We start from the raw sequence: 17,827 nt of genomic DNA, 5'->3' as shown, positions 1-17,827 counted from the left end.
TTCGCTGGTTCAAGAATAAATTCCTGCCGGGTGCTTTGATTATCGTATTTCCGCCCCAATCAGCCGCAGCATTTCCAAATATCCTTAATATTATCCTAATTTTCAGCAGGATTTTTGTCCTATGAAACGAATATGATATAAACATCGGGAGGGGGTATAGAGTGAGGGAATTACTAAGACAGTTTCGTCTGGTTATAATTGGTCTGCTGACGCTTTTAGCCCTCTGTTTTATTATTATTTTTTACCCGGTTCAGGAGAAAATGCAGTCAGACGCCCAGGATAACTTTCGTACCGAGGCTAGAATTTCCCTTACCAGTCTTAATCACTTTGTTACACGTTGTTCAGCCGAGACCTTCGCCTTAACTCAACGCCAGGAACCGTTACGGAAATTAACGTCGTATAAAAAAGGGCATATCAACCGTTCGGAAATGTTTTATGATACCCTGTCCTGTTATAATGAAACCTGCCAGTATATAGAAAACCTGGTCCAGGCCGTACGCACAACTGACAAAAGCATTGTTTATTCTTATGGCGATGCTATAATCCCCTATTCTGATTTGCTGTCGAATCAACCGAAACAATTACGCGTAAAGCTTTATAAACACCATCATCACTCCTATTTTTTGGTAAGCTGTCCCATCAAACACGGCCAGGATATCCTGGGCTATGATCATCTCCTCTTTGACCCGGCTCCGCTGCTGTACGATGTAAGTTCCAAAGATTATGATTACCAGCTGGTTTCCCAGGCCGATTTTAATATCGAGCGCCACAGCGATGTCAGAATAGGCAATGAATTATATGCCTGCAAAACCTACACCTGCTTCTATAAAGGCATTAAAAACAGCGATGCAGCTCTGCTGGTTAAGGTTAGCGATAATGTTCTCTACCAGCAAGAAAAGGGTGTTACCTATTTTATGATCGCAGTAATCGCTACAGCCTTGTTAACAACCCTGCTCTTGCTGTATTTTTCCATATATAGGACCGCCCGCAAATTGGTACTACGGTTGGAATCATACAATAGCAACCTGGAGCTGGAAAAAGGCAAAGTAGAGAAATTAGCCAGCGGTCAGCGCGACCTTTTTAATATTTTCCGTTCCCTCAGCGAATGCCAGACCCTGGATGACGATTTTCGCGTCCTGCAGTCATCCCTGCATTACATAATTAATTACCGCAACTTTCTCATAGCTGTGCGCTGTTCTAAAAATGCCGGCAGCTTCGAAATTAAAGAAGTAACCGGAGATTTCGCTCATTTTAACCCGGGTGGCCTTTTTACAGGAAAGAACGGCATCCTGGAGGAGGTCATAATAACGGGCCAATCTTGTTTTACCGGCGATTTGCCCGCCGATCATCTTCCCGGAGTCTACCGCCGGGATGTGAATTCTTTGATAGTAGTACCTATTTCTTATAAAGGTTTTAAATGGGGTTTGATCGCTGTTGATCACCTGGATAAACACGCTTTTAATAAACTGGACCTCGAACTTATGGAAATGCTGGCTTCCCACCTGGCTCTTCACCTGGAAGAAATGGAAGCAAAACGCAGTCTGAATTTTCATGCTTACCGCCTCCGCTACCTTCATGAAATGGTTAGTTCTCTCGTTCTGGACAACAGCAATATTAATGCCATGCATTTTTTGGAAGAGCTTTTTTCCTCGGTTGAATTTCTCTCCCTGGCTGTTTACGATTCCCGTCATTTGCCTGCGGGTACTGATTTTGAACTGGTATTTTCGAGCGGCCTGCAGGAATACCTGCCCAAACCTGATATACAAGGTGAACTTTTCCAAAATCTTTTATACTCCCGCTCTCCCCAGGTGCAGCAGATTGATGCTGACGGTGTTTTCCGGCTGATATGTCCTGTAGCCTACGGTGATGTTCTGTACGGGGTTTTCTGTGTAGTAAAACGGGATGCATTCTACGATGAAGACCTGGATATTATATGGATTATCGCCAACTACATAGCCATTTTCAAAGAACTTGACCTGCTGATTGAAAAAATTGAGCAGGAGACTTTGATCGACCCCCTGACCTCGGTTTGGAATCGCAGGTACATAATGAAGCAGATTGAAATAGAAAATGATAAGCTAAAACGCTCCGGAGGAGAATGTTCCATAGCTATTGTTGATTTAGGCAATTTCAAAACGATTAATGATGAGTTTGGCCATATAGCAGGTGATGAAGTTCTGAAATATATTGCCGCTACTATAGCGTCCTTTATCAGAACCAGCGATTACGTGGGCCGCTACGGAGGCGATGAATTCATCGTCCTCCTGCCGGGCAGCACCCCGGAGCAGGCAGATAACATCCTGCGGCGCATTAATACCGAACTCGGCAAACAAAAACCGGCGGGTATCGAAGCAGAAATTTTTGCTGATTATGGCATTGCCAGTTGTCCGCAGGATACGGCATCCCTGTTTGATGCCATTCAAATTGCCGATAAACGCATGTACCTTAACAAAAACAGCCGAAAACAAACCGAAGAAAAATAAACCGTCCGGGAACACAGGTGGCCACCGGATTTGCCAGTAAATCGTCAGACGGGTGGTGAAAATATGCTTAATAGACTTTGGACAGCTGTTTGCAATAACAAGCTGGGAGTATTTGCAGTTCTGCTGCTTATCATTATCGGGGCTTTTACATTTTTCCTGTTCAAGTCCATGCTTTCCAAGATCTAATCAGGCCGGTACCAAAAATCAAAAATTAACCAGTACCGATTGGCACTGGTCAGATTGTACCTCAAATGTTATCTTGCCCACAGTTTAAGAATCAGTGTTAAGCGGCTATTTTCTAATTAAATCGTTATTACAGCAATCCGATTCCTTCCACCAGTTCGAGCACCATTACCTCATAGCGGCGTCCGGTATCCATAGAACGTATTTTGGCTTTATCGCCGTTCACTTCCTCTATCCACACCGGAAAGCTTTGTAGCGGACTTCATATACCGCCTCTGATTCCATTATTTCTTGAGCTCTCTTGCTATCCATCTAATCACACCTTTCCCGGTCTTATTTTACGGTGAATCATAATTCTTAATTAAGGCACTGTTATGTTTCCCATTATTTTTCGATAATATGAATAACTGCTATATGGTTTATGAAAACCCTTTTGCAGGAGTCGGGTTCTTTTTAATAGAAAATAGCTGAAGAAAGGTGGTATAGCCGTGCAGATTGAAGGTTTGCATCTGTTTATGGAGTCGGTAACCAGGCCTGTTCTTGAAGAAACCTTGCAGGATAGCGGCAGCTTAATTGCCTGGTATCGTGAATATCATAAGGAACGTGCCAATAAGGAAGAACGGGGGCATGACAAGCTCTACGAACGTTATGAAACCTACTGGTTTTTGACGGAAAAAAACCTGATTAATATGCAGATAGCCCCGAATAATATCAGGGTTCGCAGTTTTACCCGCCAGAGCATCAGCAGCATTGAACGCAGCTACGAAATAATTTCCGACCTGGGAAAAGAACACAGCCAGATACAACAAATCAAACTTAAAATCAACGGTGTTGAAAACGAACTCAACCTTTTCCGGCCCAAAGAAAACGAGTTTGCCCAGCAATTCTCCCAGTTTGCCAAAAGTCTGTCCCGCTGGTAGATACCGCACAGCAAAGGGGAACGATAGGCGCGGGGTTCGCTTAGCTAACACGCAGACCCTTCAGGCGCAGATTTAGGCAGACTTTTTATGAAGGACGGTATTCACTATCACAATTTTATACGGTTTTTCGCATCATTCCTCGGACTCATGGAAAAGATAAACTGAAATACACAATTGGGTACAAATAATGCGTTCGAGGTGATTTTTTTGACAAAACAAAAATATTCTATATATCTGATATTGATTATCCTTGTCTCCTGTCTGCTTATATGCGGCTGTTCGCAAAAAAGCAGTTCCCAGCCCAAGAAGCCTGAGACATCAATGAATCAAAAGCCCAAGACACCATCAGGCGCAAAGGACATTCTTAAAGAAATTGATAAAATAATCAGCGAATTAGATAAAAAAACCAAGGCTGTGAAAATGCCGATGTTTGCAACTCAAGGACAAATGACGGCTCAAGGCGGACAAGGCCAGGACAGCAGCCAATCTGACGGATCACAGGGCGGATCAGGCCAGAGTGATGGAAAACAAGCAGAGTCGCAGAAACAAAGCCAGGGTTCAGGTCAAGGTAAGACTCAAGGCAAAGAGCAGCAGCCCGGTATGAAATATCAAGCTGAAACCATGAGCTTATTAAAAATTCATGAAAGCTGGAACAGCCTGGAGCCGGAAGCGGCTAAAGCCGGAATGAGCAGTACCAGCCGCGATGATTTTGAACAGGAACTTGATAAACTTACCGCCAGCATCAGTGAACAAAAGCTGGAGGAAAGCCTGATCTCCGCAATTGAACTCTATAAGAAGTTCAGTGATTTGATACAAATATTCAGCATGTCCATACCGCCGGATTATTTTCAGGTTAAATATGAAGCTATGGCAGCCATGGCTTTCGCCGCCCAGCAGGATTGGGAACAGGCTTCTGCCCACATAACAAACATTCAGGACCCCTGGAACCGTTTGAAGGTACAATCCCAGAAGGCCAGTCAGGACATACTTATGAAAACCGATTTCGCCGTAACAGATCTGGAGAACGCGGTAAACAGCAAGCAATTGAGCCTGGTGATTATTAAAGGCGACATTCTTATGAAGAACCTCAAAGCCCTGGAGCAGAAGCTTTCAGGTCAACAAGGCGGCGGTCAGTAAATCTGATCTGCCCCAAACGCCGGAAACCATTTGACGCAAAGTATGATAAAAATGGGCCGTTTATACAGAGGTGCGGGTTAAACCTCATATGGTCTGGTCAAAGAAACGGTAGGTGTTTTTTCCCTCACGTTTTGCCATATACATGGCCTGGTCCGCATTCTTAACCAGGGTTTCCAGGTCCCCTCCGTCATCGGGATATATACTGATCCCCACACTGACGCCGGTTGATATGTGCTGCCCATTAATAGTAAAATCGCTGCTAAAGGCTTCTATAATCCGGTCTGCAACCAGTACCAGAGACTCACGGGAAACCCTGGTTAATAAAGCCACAAACTCATCGCCTCCCATACGGGCTAATAGGTCACTGCCCCGCAGCTGGGTTTTAAAGCGGCGTGCCGCTTCCATCAGCAGCAGATCGCCTGTATCGTGTCCATACCTGTCGTTTACAGACTTAAACCCATCCAGATCAATAAACATGATAGCCATCCTTTGCGGGAAATACTGGCTGCTGGCCAGGCAATGCTTAAAGTAGTTTTCAAACAGGTTACGGTTGGCCAGTCCGGTGAGAGAATCGTGAAATGCCATCTGCTGCATGCGTTCCTGCTGTTCCTTTTGTTCGCTTATATCTATTATTAAACCTTCAAAACGAAACTTCTTATTATTTTCACCAACAGCCATGGCATAGTGGCGCACCCATTTTACAGTGCCATCAGGCAAAAGCAGGCGATGTTCAAAAACAAGTCTTTTCCCCTGGGCTAATTCTCTCCAGGCTTCACGCATCCTGAGATTATCATAGGGATGAACCAACCGCTGCCATAAACCGGGACGGGTTTGAAGATCATATGGACCGCAGCCAGCCACCCGCTGAATACCGCGCGATACAAATACCCGTTTGCTTACCGGTTCATATGACCAGGTAACCATATTCATATCATCCAGTACTCTGTTTAAGCTGCTTTGTTCTCCATGATACATGATTTGTCTTTTTTTATTTTTGATCAGTAAACAGCCCAACAGAACAAATATTATGCCTGCCGTGATAATAATTATTATCGCCGGCATTGCCAGGGGCAGGTCCGGAAATGAGAATCCGGGCACATAATTCACCTGCAATTTATAAAATATTTAGAATCTAAAATAATTATCGTATATTAGACCGCTTAGCTTTGACAATTTATGACCCTGATCATATTTTCATTTTCTTCTTAGTTTTCAAAAACTAATCCGTTGGAGTATAATCTATATAGCAACAATTTATGGGGGAATAATTGATGTACCACCGCATCTATCCGTTATTTAACGGTTGTTTCAGTATATTTTTCAAATCGGTTCCGGCTATGGAGAATATTCATTGTTTCGCCTTTCTGGTAGTTGATGAAGATGGCGAGATGCTTCTGGTCGACACAGGCTTTTCTCCGGCCTATATTCCCGGCCTTAATACCGGTTTCACCAGAAACCCTGAACATGAAATCCCGGCTGCCATAGACAAATTGGGATTTGATCCTTTAGCTATAAAACAGGTGGTCATGACCCATCTCCACTGGGATCATACCGCAGGTATGAACGACTTTGCCCGGGCGCGTTTTTTTATTCAGGCTGATGATTTTCGCGGCCTCCTGCATTTAAATCCTAATGAGGAGACGTATTATAACCCCAACCACTGGTTTAATCTTTTGCCCCAGATGGAGTTGGTAGAAGGCGATTATGAACTAAAACCAGGCATTAAATTAATTTACAACGGCGGGCATACCAGGGGGCATCAGCTGGTGGAAGTGCAGACCCGCTCCGGTCCGGTCGTGCTGGCGGGAGATTCTCCCTTTAACTATGACCTGCTGTGGGAAATGATTTCACCGGAGGGCTGGCGGCTTTTCCGTGAAGGACCCGGACAGAGATTTTATTGGAGTGATAATGTTTTGTCAGATATTCAAAACCATCTGGAGCAGCAGGGCAGGTTGGGACCAGTCAAAGGACAGGCCATCCCCTGGAAGGACATGAAAAAATGGGGAACCCGGCTTATTACCAGCCATGACCCCCGCAATCTGAAACTCGGTTGTATCGAATGAGCCTATTTATGGTCAGAGCAAGGCTATCGGCCGCTGCGTTTCAAAAGGGAACTTATAGGGCAAGCCCAGTTCATCACGCATGATTATCATTTCCCTTTGCAGGGGCGGGTTTACCGGAACCCCTTTGTCTTTGCGTTCCAGCCAGATGAGGTATTCCTTTTCCCCGGCTGTATATATGCGCTGTTCGCCGGGAGCCTTTTGTGAAGCCCGTAATGAACGCAATATTTCACCCGTGGTTTTTTTGAATTTCTCCAGCTCTGTAAAAGCCTCAATATTGATGGCTATAAAGAAATGCCCCAGGTGGTACGGCTGCCGTTTCCCATCCGCGTCAAATCCGGATAAGTCTTTGAGGAATTTCCCGCCCTGCAGAGCCGCAGACAGTATTTCCACTGTCGTGGCGTAGCCGTAGCCCTTATAACCGGCGTGTTCCTCGCCAATTCCCCCCAGAGGAGTCAAGGCTGCCTCTCCGCTGACCAGGTCCTCCAGAATCTGATGTGTATCGGTGCGGGTGCGGCCCTGGCGGTCAATTACCCAACCCTCCGGCAATTCCTTGTTCTCCCGGTCATATACCTCTATCTTTCCCCGTTGCGATACTGACGTGGCACAATCGAGCAAAAACGGGAATGGATCGTTACTGGGAATGCCAAAACTCATGGGATTGGTCCCCAGCATATTTTCTACCCCGAAGGTGGGTGCAATCGATGGCCGGGCATTGGTGCCGGCGATGCCGATCATGCCTGCTTCCACCGCCATCAGGCAATAATATCCCGCAATGCCGTAATGCGTCGAGTTCCTGGCGGTTACCATACCCAGGCCCAGTTTTTTAGCCTTATCAATCGCCATTTCCATTGCCCGGTAAGCCACTACCTGCCCCATCCCGTCATGGCCGTCCAGAACCGCCGTGGTTGGCCCCTCGCGTACAATCTCCAGATCGGTTACAGCCTTTTGAATGCCCAAGCGCACCCGGTCATAATATATAGGCTTTAACCTGCCGATGCCGTGGGAATCTATTCCCAACTGGTCAGCTTTTATCAACACATCTGCGCATATCTTTGCTTCCTCGCCCGGCACCCCCAGACCCAGGAAAACGTCTTGCATAAATGCACGCATGTCTTCAAAAGGCAGCCACACGCAATCCTCGTACATTCCCCCACCTCATTTTCAATCGCAGTGTAATAATTTTAACATATTTATCCGAAGAACAAAGGACCGGTTTCTGTTGCCGCCCTTTTTGAGGATGGCATAAGAACCGCATTAAAGCTTCTGTATCCTACTACGAATTTTTATTTGTTTTTTGCAACAATTGCATGTTACAATAATTGTGCGGGGTGATGATTATGACCGAATCAAAAGCAACATCGGAAGCTGTCCGCTTGCGGGAATCAGTGCGGCTGCTGATAAGGAAGATGGGACTGCTGGAAAAAGGCGAAGCTGCCTGCTGTGGTATATCTTTAAGTCAGTGCCATGCCCTGTTGGAAATCAACCGGGTTAAGACAACCAGCGTTGGTGAATTGGCTGAAGTATTGGGCCTGGATAAAAGCACCACCAGCCGGATAAGTGATTCATTGGTAAGCCAGGGCTGGGTAGAACGCAGTCCCGATCCAAGTGACCGCCGTTATATGCGTCTGAAAATAACCGCAGCAGGACAGGCTACGGTAGCGGGAATTAACACCTACATGGATGATTACTATACACAGCTGATTGCTTCAATCCCCAGGGAAAAGATTGTGCAGGTATTAGACAGTCTCGACATACTGATAGAGGTTTTCGAACTTAACCCTTGTTGTGCAGAGAAAGGAGAAATAAAATGTCAAACGATATGCGTGAAGAAGTAAAGAAACATTACGGAAACCTGGCCGCCGATATAAACGCGGGCAAATCTGCGGGCTGCTGCGGTGCTGGCGGTTCCTGCCGTGCAAATGTTATCGGTGAAGCGGTATATGACCTAAATACCTTAAAAGATGTACCTAAAGAAGCCATCAGTGCATCTTTGGGCTGTGCCAACCCTCTGGTTCTGGCCAACCTACAGGAGGGTGAAATAGTACTCGACCTGGGCAGCGGCGCGGGCCTGGATGCCCTGGCGTCATCACGTTATGTGGGTGACACAGGCAAGGTTTTCGGTCTGGATATGACGGGCGAGATGCTCAAATTGGCTCGGGCTAACCGTGATCGTATGGGCGCTCAAAATGTTGAGTTCCTGCAGGGATATGTTGAAGAAATCCCCCTGCCGGATAGCAGCGTAGATGTAGTAATGTCCAACTGTGTAATAAACCTTTCCGTTGATAAAAAAAAGGTTTTCCGGGAAATCTACCGGGTTTTAAAACCGGGCGGCCGTTTGGCCATGGCTGACATTGTCGCCCTGCATGAAGTTGCCCCCGAATTGCGGGAGATGATCGGTCCCTGGGTAGGATGCATAGGAGGGGCTTTAGTTCAAGACACCTTCCGTGATATGCTGACAGGCATCGGGTTTATCGAGGTTCAGGTTGAACCCGAACATTTTTATTCCGCGGAAACCCTTGCATCCATTATCGGTTCTGAAGATATAAGCAGCATGATAATAAAGGAACTGGACGGGGTCTTTGCCGGCGCTTTTATTAAGGGAAAGAAGTAGTCTCTTCAACCCCCTGTAATAAATTTTACGTTATATTTTCCTCAATCCAGGATTTTCTCCTGGTGTAAGTATAGTTCCAGGGTTTTTACGCTGTCATAAACAAGGTCGATCAGGTGCACACATCCTTGTCCGGCGCCTAGCAGCCCGGCCAATTCTTTCTTGGCAATTCCTTTGATGAATCGGCCTTTTAGATTTTGCATCTGCAAGGCGGACTCGCGGCAAACTGCATCAGGAACCCTTAATAAATGGCCGTGAGCAGCAATAACTACCATATCCTTATTCAGTTCCAGACGGGTATTTACTTGATGAAAAGAATCAATTAAACTGCCGTTGATTATATAATTATCATCATCATCGCGGTATAGCTGCTGGCTCTTGCCCCGGTCAAACAGGTTTATTTCCCGCCCGCTATTTCCGATGTAAGCTCCCCAGGTGGTTTTGACCCGGTCCAAATTGCTGTAATAACGGCAGGAACCGGCATAAAACTCCTCCCAAGCCCGGCTGTACGCCGCAGCGTCACTGTAGCCCCTTTCCCGGAAAAGAAAAGTCTCGGCCTGCACTATGGCAATTACCGTATCATTAAACAAGGAACGCTCTGCTTCGTTATTTATACCCTGCAGACCCGTTCTTAATCCGGAGCTGCTGCCCAGATAAGCCTCCACGCCCTTGAGCTCCTCTACGTATTCCCGGCTTTCGGCCATATCGCCAGGACGCCCCAGACGTTCAAGCCAAGCCCTTTCTATCACAAGGTCAGCTGAATTAACCCGCATTGCCGCCATGCGTTCCATAAGGGAATCCAGGTAGCTGGTTTTGGCTATCAGGTAGTGTTCATCCTCTCGTACTACCGAACTGTGCCATATACGCTGCATTAAAAATTCCACCCGTTTCACTCCTCATTCGGAAGATATATTCCAGCGTTTTACTGGAGATAGGTTTATTTTCGCAGGCTTCCGTTTTGGGATTGCCTTTCAGCATAACCTAATAGATATAGAAATGCAAAGGCCGGCATTTTTACAATGGGAATGCGCGTATTGTAATCAGCCGGTCCGAAATCATCTATATTTTTAGTTACCAGTACAGCGCCCAGGGTATCATCAAGATTTGCCAGTTCAATTATCGCCTCATCTCTGCCCAGCGTCGTATCTTCGCGGTATTTAACTTCAATTACGATACGACCACCGGGAAGAGCGACTACGATATCTGCTTCCTTATTTTTCCTTCCCCGGTAATATCCGATCCTTGGACGACTGGCATAATATAATGATGTAACATGTTTGTAAACCGCGGTTTCAATCATCATCCCCATTTCCACAGGATCAGAAAAAACACTTTCATCCAATAATAAAACCGCATTCCTGAGCGCGACATCAGCTATGTAAATTTTGGGACGTGATTTCAGTATCTTTTTACCTGCAATCTCCAGGGGATTACTGATATAGATGAGGTTGGCCTGTTCCATTATTGAAAGATAGTTGCTCACAGTTTGCCGGGAAACCCCTACTTCACTGGCAATGGTATCCTGAGAAATAATATTGCCGCTGTACAGGCAGAGAAATAAAAATATTTTTTCTAGATCGATCACATTCCTGGTCCCAAATAGGGCCGTAAGGTCACGTTTCAGGACTTTATCGGCTACATCTTCCCGTAAAACGCGCTGAGCATAGACCGTATCATCTGATAATACAAGTTCCGGGAACCCACCTATTAGTAAGTAGCGTGAAAAATACGACTGCAATGGCGAAAGCCTTATCATTATGTCCGCCAGTTCTTTACGCGTCAGATTATGCAGCCAGGCCGGTTGAATATTCTGTTGTAATATTGGCAAATCTCGGGCTTGGATCAATTCCAGATACTCAAAAAAGGAAAGCGTAGGAATCTTCAGAGTTATCCAACGACCCACCCCGCTTTCGCTGGCCCTGTTTTCTAAAAGAGGGCTGGCCGAACCGGTTACCATTATACGATAAGATGGATTCTGGTCGTAGATTATCTTGAGCCAGGTATCCCAATTATCCGCGTAATGAATCTCGTCAAAAAACAAGTACAATTCGTTATTAACTTGCGAAGCTATATTGTTTAGAAATGCACTTAATATTTCTCCCATATCAAAAAATTTAAGAATAGGATGGTCAAAAGAGATATATAGAATTTGGTTTTTGTTTGCCCGATGTTGAAGAAGATCAGCAATCAGTTGATATACCAACGTAGTTTTGCCTACTCGTCGCGCACCCGATAGAAATACCGCTCTTCTAATAGTAGGATGCAGCAAGGCATTCTTTATTTCATCAAAAGCTACCCTTCTAACTGGCTTATTCAATTCCCTGGGAACATAGGCAGATGTCCACCAGGGATTAAAAGCCAGCAATACTTTGATTAACTGTTCTTGACTGAGAAATGTCATTATATATCCCCAAATAAATTTTTTATATGTATAGTTTACATTATTATTATATAATATGCAAATTATGCTTTACATTTTATTACGAACTCTGTTGCTAATCGGTTTGAATGTCCGTGTTGCCCCAGGAATAGATTAAGAGTCCCGCAATAATTACTATAGTTCCCATAATGAACAACAAAGTAAGGTTTTCATGCAGAGCAAAGGCTGCCAGAGCAGCAGCCAGGACCGGCTTTATAAAAAACAGCAGGGAACCCGCCCCGGGGAGTAAATGCTGCAGCCCGTAAAGAAACAGGTAATAGGCCAGGCTGGTTACGGCCAGAGACAGGTATATTATCCAGGGCCAGAGCTGCTGTTCCGCTTTAAACAACGGAATATGTAAGGCTAATAACAATGGTATTATAGCTATAGCTCCCAAAATAAACGACAGGCTGTTGACGGTCAGGCTGCCCATTTTTTGAGTGGCGTCCCGGGCCTGAACAATATACAGGCCATAGCTTATGGAGGCTAAGACTGCCATTCCCGCTCCTTTCCAGGAACCGCTGCCGAGTATTATTTCATTGCCCATCACCATGAACAGACCGATAATGCCGCTGGTCAGACCCGATACCTGCAGACGGCTGAAATTATGCCCTCCCCGCCAGGATTCAAATATATGAACAAAAACCGGTTGGTGCAGAAGATTACCGCAGCCGCCGAAGCCGGAATGTATTTTATACTGATTTGAAAGATAGACAAGCAGAAGGTAACATTAAGAAGCCCCAGCCACAGCAGGTTTTTAAAATCGTCTCCGTCCAGGCGGATAGACTGCTTGCGCATATCCATAATAGCCAAAGGCAGCAAAGCCAGACCCCCGATTATAAAACGCAGAAAGTTCACTTGCAGCGGTTCAATATCAAAGGCAATCAGCCGGGACACGACTTCAAAGGTGCTGAATAATATCGTTGTAAGAGCTAACGCTCCTATCGCTTTCCACTTCATTTCATCGCAGCAGGCGCTCTCCGATAAATTAACGCCCCGCTTACTCCTCTTAGATTTTTTTGATAAATAATATACTAACAAACGTACAAAGAGCATACAATGATGCACTTACTTTGTACGTTTTATAATACTCATACATAGATGATTTTGAGTGCCATTATAATTGACAACATATGCCGCAAATGCTATTTATGAAGCATGTATTGAAATAATATGTTTCACGTGAAACATTGCATTAAAAATGAGGAGGAAATATAGATGGATTGTATTCAGGCTATAATGACCCGGCGCAGTATAAGAGCCTTTACCAATGAGACCGTTAAAGAGGACGATTTAAACATAATCCTGGAGGCAGGCCGTATGGCCCCGACGGCCGGCAACCTGCAGCCCTGCCATTTTGTAGTGGTTAATGATCCCGAAGTGCGTGCCAGGCTGCAGCAAGCCGCTTTCGGCCAAGAACTTCTCAGCACTGCCCAGGTGGTGATCGTGGTTTGCGTAGAGCCGGAGCGTTCATCCAAGTACGGGGAGCGGGGCATGAACTACTATTGTTTCCTGGATGGAGCCAATGCCACGGAAAACATGCTTCTGGCCGCCCACGCCCTGGGCTATGGTGCCTGTTATATGGGAGGATTCAGCGATTCGGCCGTAAAAAAAGCCCTCAACCTGCCGGAAAACATAAAGGTAGTATCCATGATACCTCTGGGGAAAGCCGCAGAACAACCACCCGTACCTCCAAAGCGCCCCCTGGATGAGATTGTGCACAAAGACCGCTGGTAAATTCATCTTTAATCTTTATATCATTCACAGCCGTTGGGTTTGTATAGTTCTGAGGCCGATATTGCATGGGCCTTTATTTATCCCCCTCTTTTGGCACTATACAGATAAAAACAAAATCCTCCTCGCCGCGGTTTAAAAACTGATGTATAGCGTTAGCGGGAATATAAGCGATGGAACCTTTTTCAAACGGATATTCCTGCCCTTCCAGGAACAGCGTTCCCTGCCCGCTGACAATATAATTAATGTGCGGCCAGGCATGGGCATGGCGCGGGGAATAACCGTTTGGCCCCAGTGTAAAGAGCCGCATAACCCAACCTTCCCAGCCCTGCTCAGGACCTACCAAACTCTGTTTAATAACGCCACTGGCTCCCGCTGTTTGAACCTTAATCTGTGCAATATCTTTTGCATGACCGACAAACATAGACGCACCTCCAGATTTTCAGGCGTTGATTATGCCCGCCTTTAAAGCAAATCACCTTATAAAAAAATAAAATTACTTTCTCCGCTTAAAGCATAATTACTCCCTGCGGTTTATATTCTGTCCAGGTCCTTGCTTCTATGAGCATTATTTTAAAAGTCGTTGACCAATATAACAACAAGATATAACATTAAATATAATGATAATAGTTATCATTATCATATTAACCGGGGTGTCTGATGATTAAAAACTTTAAGAATATAATTGAATCCGATAGAAAATATGATCTTGATACCAGGCCAACACAGGTTAAAACGCTGGATGATTACCTGCTGCGGCCTGCTACGGGGTTTCCCATTATGCTCTTGTGTTTTACCGCGCTTTTTGCCGCCAGTTTTATCCTGGGAAAACCCATTTCCAACCTGCTGGGACTGGGTCTGGACCGCCTGGTTGCGGTTTTTGAAAGCTGGGCTGGGGCCAACCGTTTTCCGCTTCTCTTTACCAGCCTGATATCAAACGGCATTTTTCGCGGCATCGGTTCAGCATTGGCCTTCTTCCCGCAAATGCTTATTTTCTATGTCTTTTATTCCGCAATCAATGATACCGGTTATGCCCAGCGCATGGCTTACATTATGCACAGCCCCATGTCGCGCCTTAATATGGACAGCAGCGGTTTTGCCTGCCTGTTTATAGGCTATAGCTGCAATGTGCCCGCCGTGGCGGCCACACGTGATATTCCCCAGCGCATTGACCGTTTGATTCTCATGCTGGTCAGTACGTTTACCCCTTGTTCAGCACGTTTGGGCGTAATCCTCTATATCGCTGCCGCTTTCTTTACTCCCCTGACCGCCACACTGGTAATGACCAGCCTGATAGCTCTGAGCTGGGCCGTGAGTGCGGCAGTGGCTTTTGCCATCAAATCGCGTTTTCCTCAGCCTGAAGCAACAGCCATAAAACTTACTCTCCCGCCTCTGCACCGGCCCAAAGCCAGTCATGTGGTGAAGTCAGCCTTAATAAGAACCATGGACTTTTTAAATAAAATTAAGAATGTAGTTATCATCAGCGCGGTTCTGGTATGGTTTTTATCCACTTTCCCCCAGGGAGCGGGGTTTGAAAAATCCTACGTTGCATGCTGGGCAAATTTTTTGAACCGCTGGGGGTAATGGCCGGGCTGCACTGGCAGCTAATCGTAGCCTTGTTCCTGGGCTTTTTCGCCAAAGAAACCACCCTATCCACCTGGGAGTTCTCTATCACGCCTCAGAAGGATTGGGCAACCTGTCCAGCATTCTGGTCAGCCACATCAGTCCTCTGGTGGGTCTGGCCTTCCTGGTGATTTATATGTTCTACACCCCCTGCCTGGCTACAGTCGCTACCATACGCCAGGAAAGCAGAAGTATTTCATTCGCAGTTTTTTCCGTGGTTTTTTCACTCCTGCTGGCGTTTATCCTGGGAACCACGGTATACCAAACAGGCCGTCTAATTCTTCTCTTAGTTTCCTAATGCCTGCTTTTCAGATTCTGGATTGCAAATTTTTACATAGTATTGCAGCAGTTCCTCCACTGTCTGGCCATGCTGCGGGAAAATCGCTGTCCCCAATGAGATAGTAACGATTTCATCTCCCATTTCATAAATCCAAAAGCTTTCGCATTCTTAAGTTTGACAAAGCCAGAACCGTGGCATCTACTACCGTCCGCGCCAACTGCAGGCGGTTTTCGTCAAACCAATCCCGGGGAGCCATTAATTTTACCAGTCCTAGTAATTCGCCCTGGGCCAGCATGGGGATACACAGGCAATCGTATTCCGATTCCAAACCCGGCTGTTTGCAAACAGGACAGATTTGCGGGGCCAGGCTGGAAAAACTTAATCGAACCGCCTGGCACTCACCGGCAGACAGTTTTTCTGCCGGTGCATGCCAAATGTTCCACAGCGCTTTAAGTTCCAGCCAGCCGCCTTCAGGATTAAAAAGGTAGACTGCCCCGGCAGTATCCGGAAATATGAACTGCATCTGGCTGCTGACTATAAGGTAACTCTCTTCCATGCGTTCACAAGAGTTTAATAATATTATCAGTTCATGCAGCTGTTTAATTTGTTCATGGATCTGGTCCAATTCCTCCAGGCATTTCTTTAATTCACTATTAACCATATCCAATTTTGCTTAATCCCCTATTCAATAACATAAATAATCAGGCATGGTTATCTAATCATCAAGCTTGTAGTCGCCGAAGGCCTGCCCTCGCGAAGCCACATCTTTTATCCCCTGCACCACCATCTGCGCCAGGTCTTCACTTTTCTGCTTACGGTTGTATTGCGCGCGCGGAATGGCAGTATATTGGGCCAAAACCCCTTTAAGTTCATCCGCCGTCAGGGTTTGCAGTTTGTTGTACAGGCCAGGGCTGCCTTCATCATAGTAAATCTGGTATGGTTCAAATCCTTCCGGAACCGGGTACTGCTTTGCTTTCGTTTTGCCGGTGCTTTTACCGCCGGCCTTGTTTGCCTCCAGAGCTTCCTTAAGTACAGCCTGAAAGGGCTCAGCCAAACGCTGGCCAGGGCTTTATTGTTTTCAACTTCCAGGGCAATTTGCCGTAAAAAGTCCGCCATTAGCGGGGCAAACTTATTTTCCGACACAATGCAGCACCTCCGTGGTCAATTGACGATATTCATTAAATGGCCGGGGGGAGGGGTATTTATCTCGCAGACTGACGGGCTTACGCCGGTACTCTACTGCATTGGCCGCCCCGCTTGATTCATGAATTACAGTCTCAAAAACATGCCCATAACCTTTGACTTTAGCCCCTGCCCGCATCTCCATAAGATTTACTGAATGTTCGCTGTTTTGCTCCCGGTAGCGGGTGGCAACCACTCCCAAAGGCTGAACAAGAGAACCGGTCAAACGTTTGAAACGGTTAACCCGGGTTATAATCTGGGGAATGCCGTTAATAGACATGGTTTCAGGGATTACCGGGATCAGGCAGCAGTCACTGACGGCCAGACCGTTCTGGGTAATAATGCCCAGGCTCGGCGGGCAGTCCACCAGCACGATATCATAATCAGGCAGAATATCATGCATAGCATCGCGCAAAAGATACAGTGAGGTATCGCCTTCACAATCATCAGGGAATGCGGTTAATAAAGAATCCTGCAGGTCCATAAGCTCCTGCCCTGAGGGCATGAGATCCAACCCATCCACCCCGCCGCCGATATTGGACGCGTTTCTAACCAGGGCTTCCCGGGGAGAGAAAACCGGCCACTGCTTAAACGGGTCGAGGAACAGGCGCATAATGGTCTGTCCCCGCATATTGCGGCGCTTCCATTCTTTGAGGTCCATCAGGCAGGCGGTGGCATTAGACTGAGGATCGAGGTCTATCACCAGTACCTTTAAACCGTGTTCAATTGCCATAAATTCAGCCAGGGCAATAACCAGGGTGGTTTTTCCCACCCCGCCTTTCATGTTAATAAGGCTGATAGTTACGGCCATAAGCAGAACTCCTGGTTAACAAATTACAATGTCGTGTTTAGAATTATATTACTATAAACAGTCTTTCAGTTGTATAGATGTTTAATGTTGAGAAAACCGAGACCTGCAATAAGAAATCTTTAAGCCGAGGTTTATTCCTATCATTGGAGGATTTTGATAACATTTATCGAATATCTGGATATAGGTAAAATATCCAGTTTATCAGAGGTAGTTTATGTCGAATACGTATTTAAAAAAATGCTGGCATATATTTTAAAAGAACTCCAAGATATTCTGTATAATCATGGTCTAATTAAGGAACCCAAACAGCTATATGGATTAGTAGAACTGCGATATCATGGAAATAAACTAATAGGATGGCAAATTGATGGAAAAGAAATTGTG

23 protein-coding genes are annotated in these 17,827 nt (G+C 45.9%); 11 read left to right on the top strand and 12 right to left on the bottom strand.

Features of this window, described 5'->3' with window-relative positions; all coding sequences use genetic code 11:
* The first annotated feature begins 161 nt into the window (after positions 1-161).
* A complete protein-coding gene (locus JCM14374_RS04525; RefSeq protein WP_054694046.1) occupies positions 162-2,483 on the top strand; it encodes a sensor domain-containing diguanylate cyclase in 2,322 nt (773 codons plus the stop codon).
* Between the two features lie 63 nt (positions 2,484-2,546).
* Positions 2,547-2,669 carry a hypothetical protein gene (locus JCM14374_RS15175; protein WP_278279230.1) on the top strand — a complete coding sequence of 41 codons (123 nt, stop codon included), beginning with the start codon at positions 2,547-2,549 and terminating at the stop codon, positions 2,667-2,669.
* 228 nt (positions 2,670-2,897) lie between these two features.
* On the opposite strand, the gene JCM14374_RS16045 is transcribed toward JCM14374_RS15175, so the two are convergent.
* Positions 2,898-2,978 (bottom strand): small, acid-soluble spore protein, H family, encoded by an 81-nt coding sequence (locus JCM14374_RS16045; protein WP_157048967.1) that lies wholly within the window; start codon positions 2,976-2,978, stop codon positions 2,898-2,900.
* Between the two features lie 176 nt (positions 2,979-3,154).
* Between JCM14374_RS16045 and JCM14374_RS04520 the strand changes: the two genes are divergently transcribed.
* Both JCM14374_RS04520 and JCM14374_RS04515 read left to right on the top strand, forming a co-directional pair.
* Complete coding sequence (locus tag JCM14374_RS04520; protein WP_054694043.1) at positions 3,155-3,586, top strand: hypothetical protein; 432 nt, start codon at positions 3,155-3,157, stop codon at positions 3,584-3,586.
* A 321-nt stretch (positions 3,587-3,907) separates the two neighbouring features.
* Positions 3,908-4,723: a hypothetical protein gene (locus JCM14374_RS04515; protein WP_157048959.1), complete on the top strand. Its 816-nt coding sequence runs from the start codon at positions 3,908-3,910 to the stop codon at positions 4,721-4,723.
* Positions 4,724-4,807: 84 nt separating this feature from the next.
* Here the strand turns inward: JCM14374_RS04515 and JCM14374_RS04510 are convergent, their stop codons facing one another.
* On the bottom strand, positions 4,808-5,821 hold the full coding sequence (locus JCM14374_RS04510) for a sensor domain-containing diguanylate cyclase (RefSeq protein WP_054694037.1): 1,014 nt from the start codon (positions 5,819-5,821) through the stop codon (positions 4,808-4,810).
* 173 nt (positions 5,822-5,994) lie between these two features.
* Between JCM14374_RS04510 and JCM14374_RS04505 the strand changes: the two genes are divergently transcribed.
* Positions 5,995-6,786 carry an MBL fold metallo-hydrolase gene (locus JCM14374_RS04505; protein WP_054694035.1) on the top strand — a complete coding sequence of 264 codons (792 nt, stop codon included), beginning with the start codon at positions 5,995-5,997 and terminating at the stop codon, positions 6,784-6,786.
* Positions 6,787-6,798: 12 nt separating this feature from the next.
* Here the strand turns inward: JCM14374_RS04505 and JCM14374_RS04500 are convergent, their stop codons facing one another.
* Positions 6,799-7,932, bottom strand: coding sequence for an Ldh family oxidoreductase (locus tag JCM14374_RS04500; RefSeq protein ID WP_054694033.1), 1,134 nt, complete (start codon positions 7,930-7,932; stop codon positions 6,799-6,801).
* Between the two features lie 191 nt (positions 7,933-8,123).
* Here JCM14374_RS04500 and JCM14374_RS04495 point away from each other — a divergent pair, with 191 nt between their 5' ends.
* Together JCM14374_RS04495 and arsM are read left to right on the top strand one after the other, a co-directional pair.
* Complete coding sequence (locus tag JCM14374_RS04495; protein WP_054694030.1) at positions 8,124-8,621, top strand: MarR family winged helix-turn-helix transcriptional regulator; 498 nt, start codon at positions 8,124-8,126, stop codon at positions 8,619-8,621.
* Positions 8,594-9,397: an arsenite methyltransferase gene (arsM, locus tag JCM14374_RS04490; RefSeq protein ID WP_054694027.1), complete on the top strand. Its 804-nt coding sequence runs from the start codon at positions 8,594-8,596 to the stop codon at positions 9,395-9,397. The genes JCM14374_RS04495 and arsM overlap by 28 nt, the downstream gene beginning before the upstream one ends.
* Before the next feature lie 41 nt (positions 9,398-9,438).
* On the opposite strand, the gene JCM14374_RS04485 is transcribed toward arsM, so the two are convergent.
* The 4 genes from JCM14374_RS04485 to JCM14374_RS04470 form a co-directional block, all read right to left on the bottom strand.
* Complete coding sequence (locus tag JCM14374_RS04485) at positions 9,439-10,266, bottom strand: DUF2889 domain-containing protein (protein WP_157048957.1); 828 nt, start codon at positions 10,264-10,266, stop codon at positions 9,439-9,441.
* A gap of 65 nt (positions 10,267-10,331) precedes the next feature.
* Complete coding sequence (locus JCM14374_RS04480) at positions 10,332-11,795, bottom strand: ATP-binding protein (RefSeq protein ID WP_054694022.1); 1,464 nt, start codon at positions 11,793-11,795, stop codon at positions 10,332-10,334.
* Positions 11,796-11,889: 94 nt separating this feature from the next.
* Positions 11,890-12,366, bottom strand: coding sequence for a DMT family transporter (locus JCM14374_RS04475; protein ID WP_054694019.1), 477 nt, complete (start codon positions 12,364-12,366; stop codon positions 11,890-11,892).
* Positions 12,367-12,389: 23 nt separating this feature from the next.
* Positions 12,390-12,773, bottom strand: coding sequence for an EamA family transporter (locus tag JCM14374_RS04470; RefSeq protein WP_172674153.1), 384 nt, complete (start codon positions 12,771-12,773; stop codon positions 12,390-12,392).
* A gap of 258 nt (positions 12,774-13,031) precedes the next feature.
* Between JCM14374_RS04470 and JCM14374_RS04465 the strand changes: the two genes are divergently transcribed.
* The gene (locus tag JCM14374_RS04465) at positions 13,032-13,550 is read left to right on the top strand and encodes a nitroreductase family protein (RefSeq protein WP_054694014.1); all 519 of its coding nucleotides are present in this window, start codon (positions 13,032-13,034) and stop codon (positions 13,548-13,550) included.
* Between the two features lie 73 nt (positions 13,551-13,623).
* On the opposite strand, the gene JCM14374_RS04460 is transcribed toward JCM14374_RS04465, so the two are convergent.
* Positions 13,624-13,971, bottom strand: a complete 348-nt coding sequence (locus JCM14374_RS04460; protein ID WP_054694011.1) for a cupin domain-containing protein — start codon at positions 13,969-13,971, stop codon at positions 13,624-13,626.
* 236 nt (positions 13,972-14,207) lie between these two features.
* Here JCM14374_RS04460 and JCM14374_RS04455 point away from each other — a divergent pair, with 236 nt between their 5' ends.
* Positions 14,208-15,131 carry a nucleoside recognition domain-containing protein gene (locus JCM14374_RS04455; protein ID WP_054694008.1) on the top strand — a complete coding sequence of 308 codons (924 nt, stop codon included), beginning with the start codon at positions 14,208-14,210 and terminating at the stop codon, positions 15,129-15,131.
* A 103-nt stretch (positions 15,132-15,234) separates the two neighbouring features.
* Positions 15,235-15,468 (top strand): nucleoside recognition domain-containing protein, encoded by a 234-nt coding sequence (locus JCM14374_RS04450; RefSeq protein ID WP_054694005.1) that lies wholly within the window; start codon positions 15,235-15,237, stop codon positions 15,466-15,468.
* On the opposite strand, the gene JCM14374_RS15170 is transcribed toward JCM14374_RS04450, so the two are convergent.
* The 4 genes from JCM14374_RS15170 to JCM14374_RS04435 form a co-directional block, all read right to left on the bottom strand.
* A complete protein-coding gene (locus JCM14374_RS15170; protein ID WP_278279229.1) occupies positions 15,457-15,591 on the bottom strand; it encodes a hypothetical protein in 135 nt (44 codons plus the stop codon). The two genes, JCM14374_RS04450 and JCM14374_RS15170, sit on opposite strands and share 12 nt — an antisense overlap.
* A 1-nt stretch (position 15,592) precedes the next feature.
* Positions 15,593-16,111 (bottom strand): GAF domain-containing protein, encoded by a 519-nt coding sequence (locus JCM14374_RS04445; RefSeq protein ID WP_242848827.1) that lies wholly within the window; start codon positions 16,109-16,111, stop codon positions 15,593-15,595.
* Positions 16,112-16,165: 54 nt separating this feature from the next.
* On the bottom strand, positions 16,166-16,504 hold the full coding sequence (locus JCM14374_RS04440) for a hypothetical protein (RefSeq protein WP_054693999.1): 339 nt from the start codon (positions 16,502-16,504) through the stop codon (positions 16,166-16,168).
* A gap of 75 nt (positions 16,505-16,579) precedes the next feature.
* Positions 16,580-17,443 (bottom strand): ParA family protein, encoded by an 864-nt coding sequence (locus JCM14374_RS04435; RefSeq protein ID WP_054693996.1) that lies wholly within the window; start codon positions 17,441-17,443, stop codon positions 16,580-16,582.
* Between the two features lie 153 nt (positions 17,444-17,596).
* Between JCM14374_RS04435 and JCM14374_RS14015 the strand changes: the two genes are divergently transcribed.
* Positions 17,597-17,827 (top strand): hypothetical protein (locus JCM14374_RS14015; RefSeq protein ID WP_054693993.1); only part of this gene is annotated, 231 nt, incomplete at its 3' end.

Source organism: Syntrophomonas palmitatica JCM 14374, from assembly GCF_001311885.1.
Taxonomy (GTDB): domain Bacteria; phylum Bacillota; class Syntrophomonadia; order Syntrophomonadales; family Syntrophomonadaceae; genus Syntrophomonas_A; species Syntrophomonas_A palmitatica.
This window is presented reverse-complemented; position numbering and strand designations above follow the sequence as displayed.

Coding starts and splice junctions, on each gene's coding strand:
- JCM14374_RS04445 (WP_242848827.1), bottom strand. CDS start 16,111: ATGGTTAATAGTGAATTAAAGAAATGCCTGGAGGAATTGGACCAGATC.
- arsM (WP_054694027.1), top strand. CDS start 8,594: ATGTCAAACGATATGCGTGAAGAAGTAAAGAAACATTACGGAAACCTG.
- JCM14374_RS04460 (WP_054694011.1), bottom strand. CDS start 13,971: ATGTTTGTCGGTCATGCAAAAGATATTGCACAGATTAAGGTTCAAACA.
- JCM14374_RS04480 (WP_054694022.1), bottom strand. CDS start 11,795: ATGACATTTCTCAGTCAAGAACAGTTAATCAAAGTATTGCTGGCTTTT.
- JCM14374_RS04500 (WP_054694033.1), bottom strand. CDS start 7,932: ATGTACGAGGATTGCGTGTGGCTGCCTTTTGAAGACATGCGTGCATTT.
- JCM14374_RS16045 (WP_157048967.1), bottom strand. CDS start 2,978: ATGGATAGCAAGAGAGCTCAAGAAATAATGGAATCAGAGGCGGTATAT.
- JCM14374_RS04455 (WP_054694008.1), top strand. CDS start 14,208: ATGATTAAAAACTTTAAGAATATAATTGAATCCGATAGAAAATATGAT.
- JCM14374_RS04470 (WP_172674153.1), bottom strand. CDS start 12,773: ATGAAGTGGAAAGCGATAGGAGCGTTAGCTCTTACAACGATATTATTC.
- JCM14374_RS04475 (WP_054694019.1), bottom strand. CDS start 12,366: ATGGTGATGGGCAATGAAATAATACTCGGCAGCGGTTCCTGGAAAGGA.
- JCM14374_RS04505 (WP_054694035.1), top strand. CDS start 5,995: ATGTACCACCGCATCTATCCGTTATTTAACGGTTGTTTCAGTATATTT.
- JCM14374_RS04495 (WP_054694030.1), top strand. CDS start 8,124: ATGACCGAATCAAAAGCAACATCGGAAGCTGTCCGCTTGCGGGAATCA.
- JCM14374_RS04435 (WP_054693996.1), bottom strand. CDS start 17,443: ATGGCCGTAACTATCAGCCTTATTAACATGAAAGGCGGGGTGGGAAAA.
- JCM14374_RS04515 (WP_157048959.1), top strand. CDS start 3,908: ATGAATCAAAAGCCCAAGACACCATCAGGCGCAAAGGACATTCTTAAA.
- JCM14374_RS15170 (WP_278279229.1), bottom strand. CDS start 15,591: ATGGGAGATGAAATCGTTACTATCTCATTGGGGACAGCGATTTTCCCG.
- JCM14374_RS04485 (WP_157048957.1), bottom strand. CDS start 10,266: ATGCAGCGTATATGGCACAGTTCGGTAGTACGAGAGGATGAACACTAC.
- JCM14374_RS04465 (WP_054694014.1), top strand. CDS start 13,032: ATGGATTGTATTCAGGCTATAATGACCCGGCGCAGTATAAGAGCCTTT.
- JCM14374_RS15175 (WP_278279230.1), top strand. CDS start 2,547: ATGCTTAATAGACTTTGGACAGCTGTTTGCAATAACAAGCTGGGAGTA.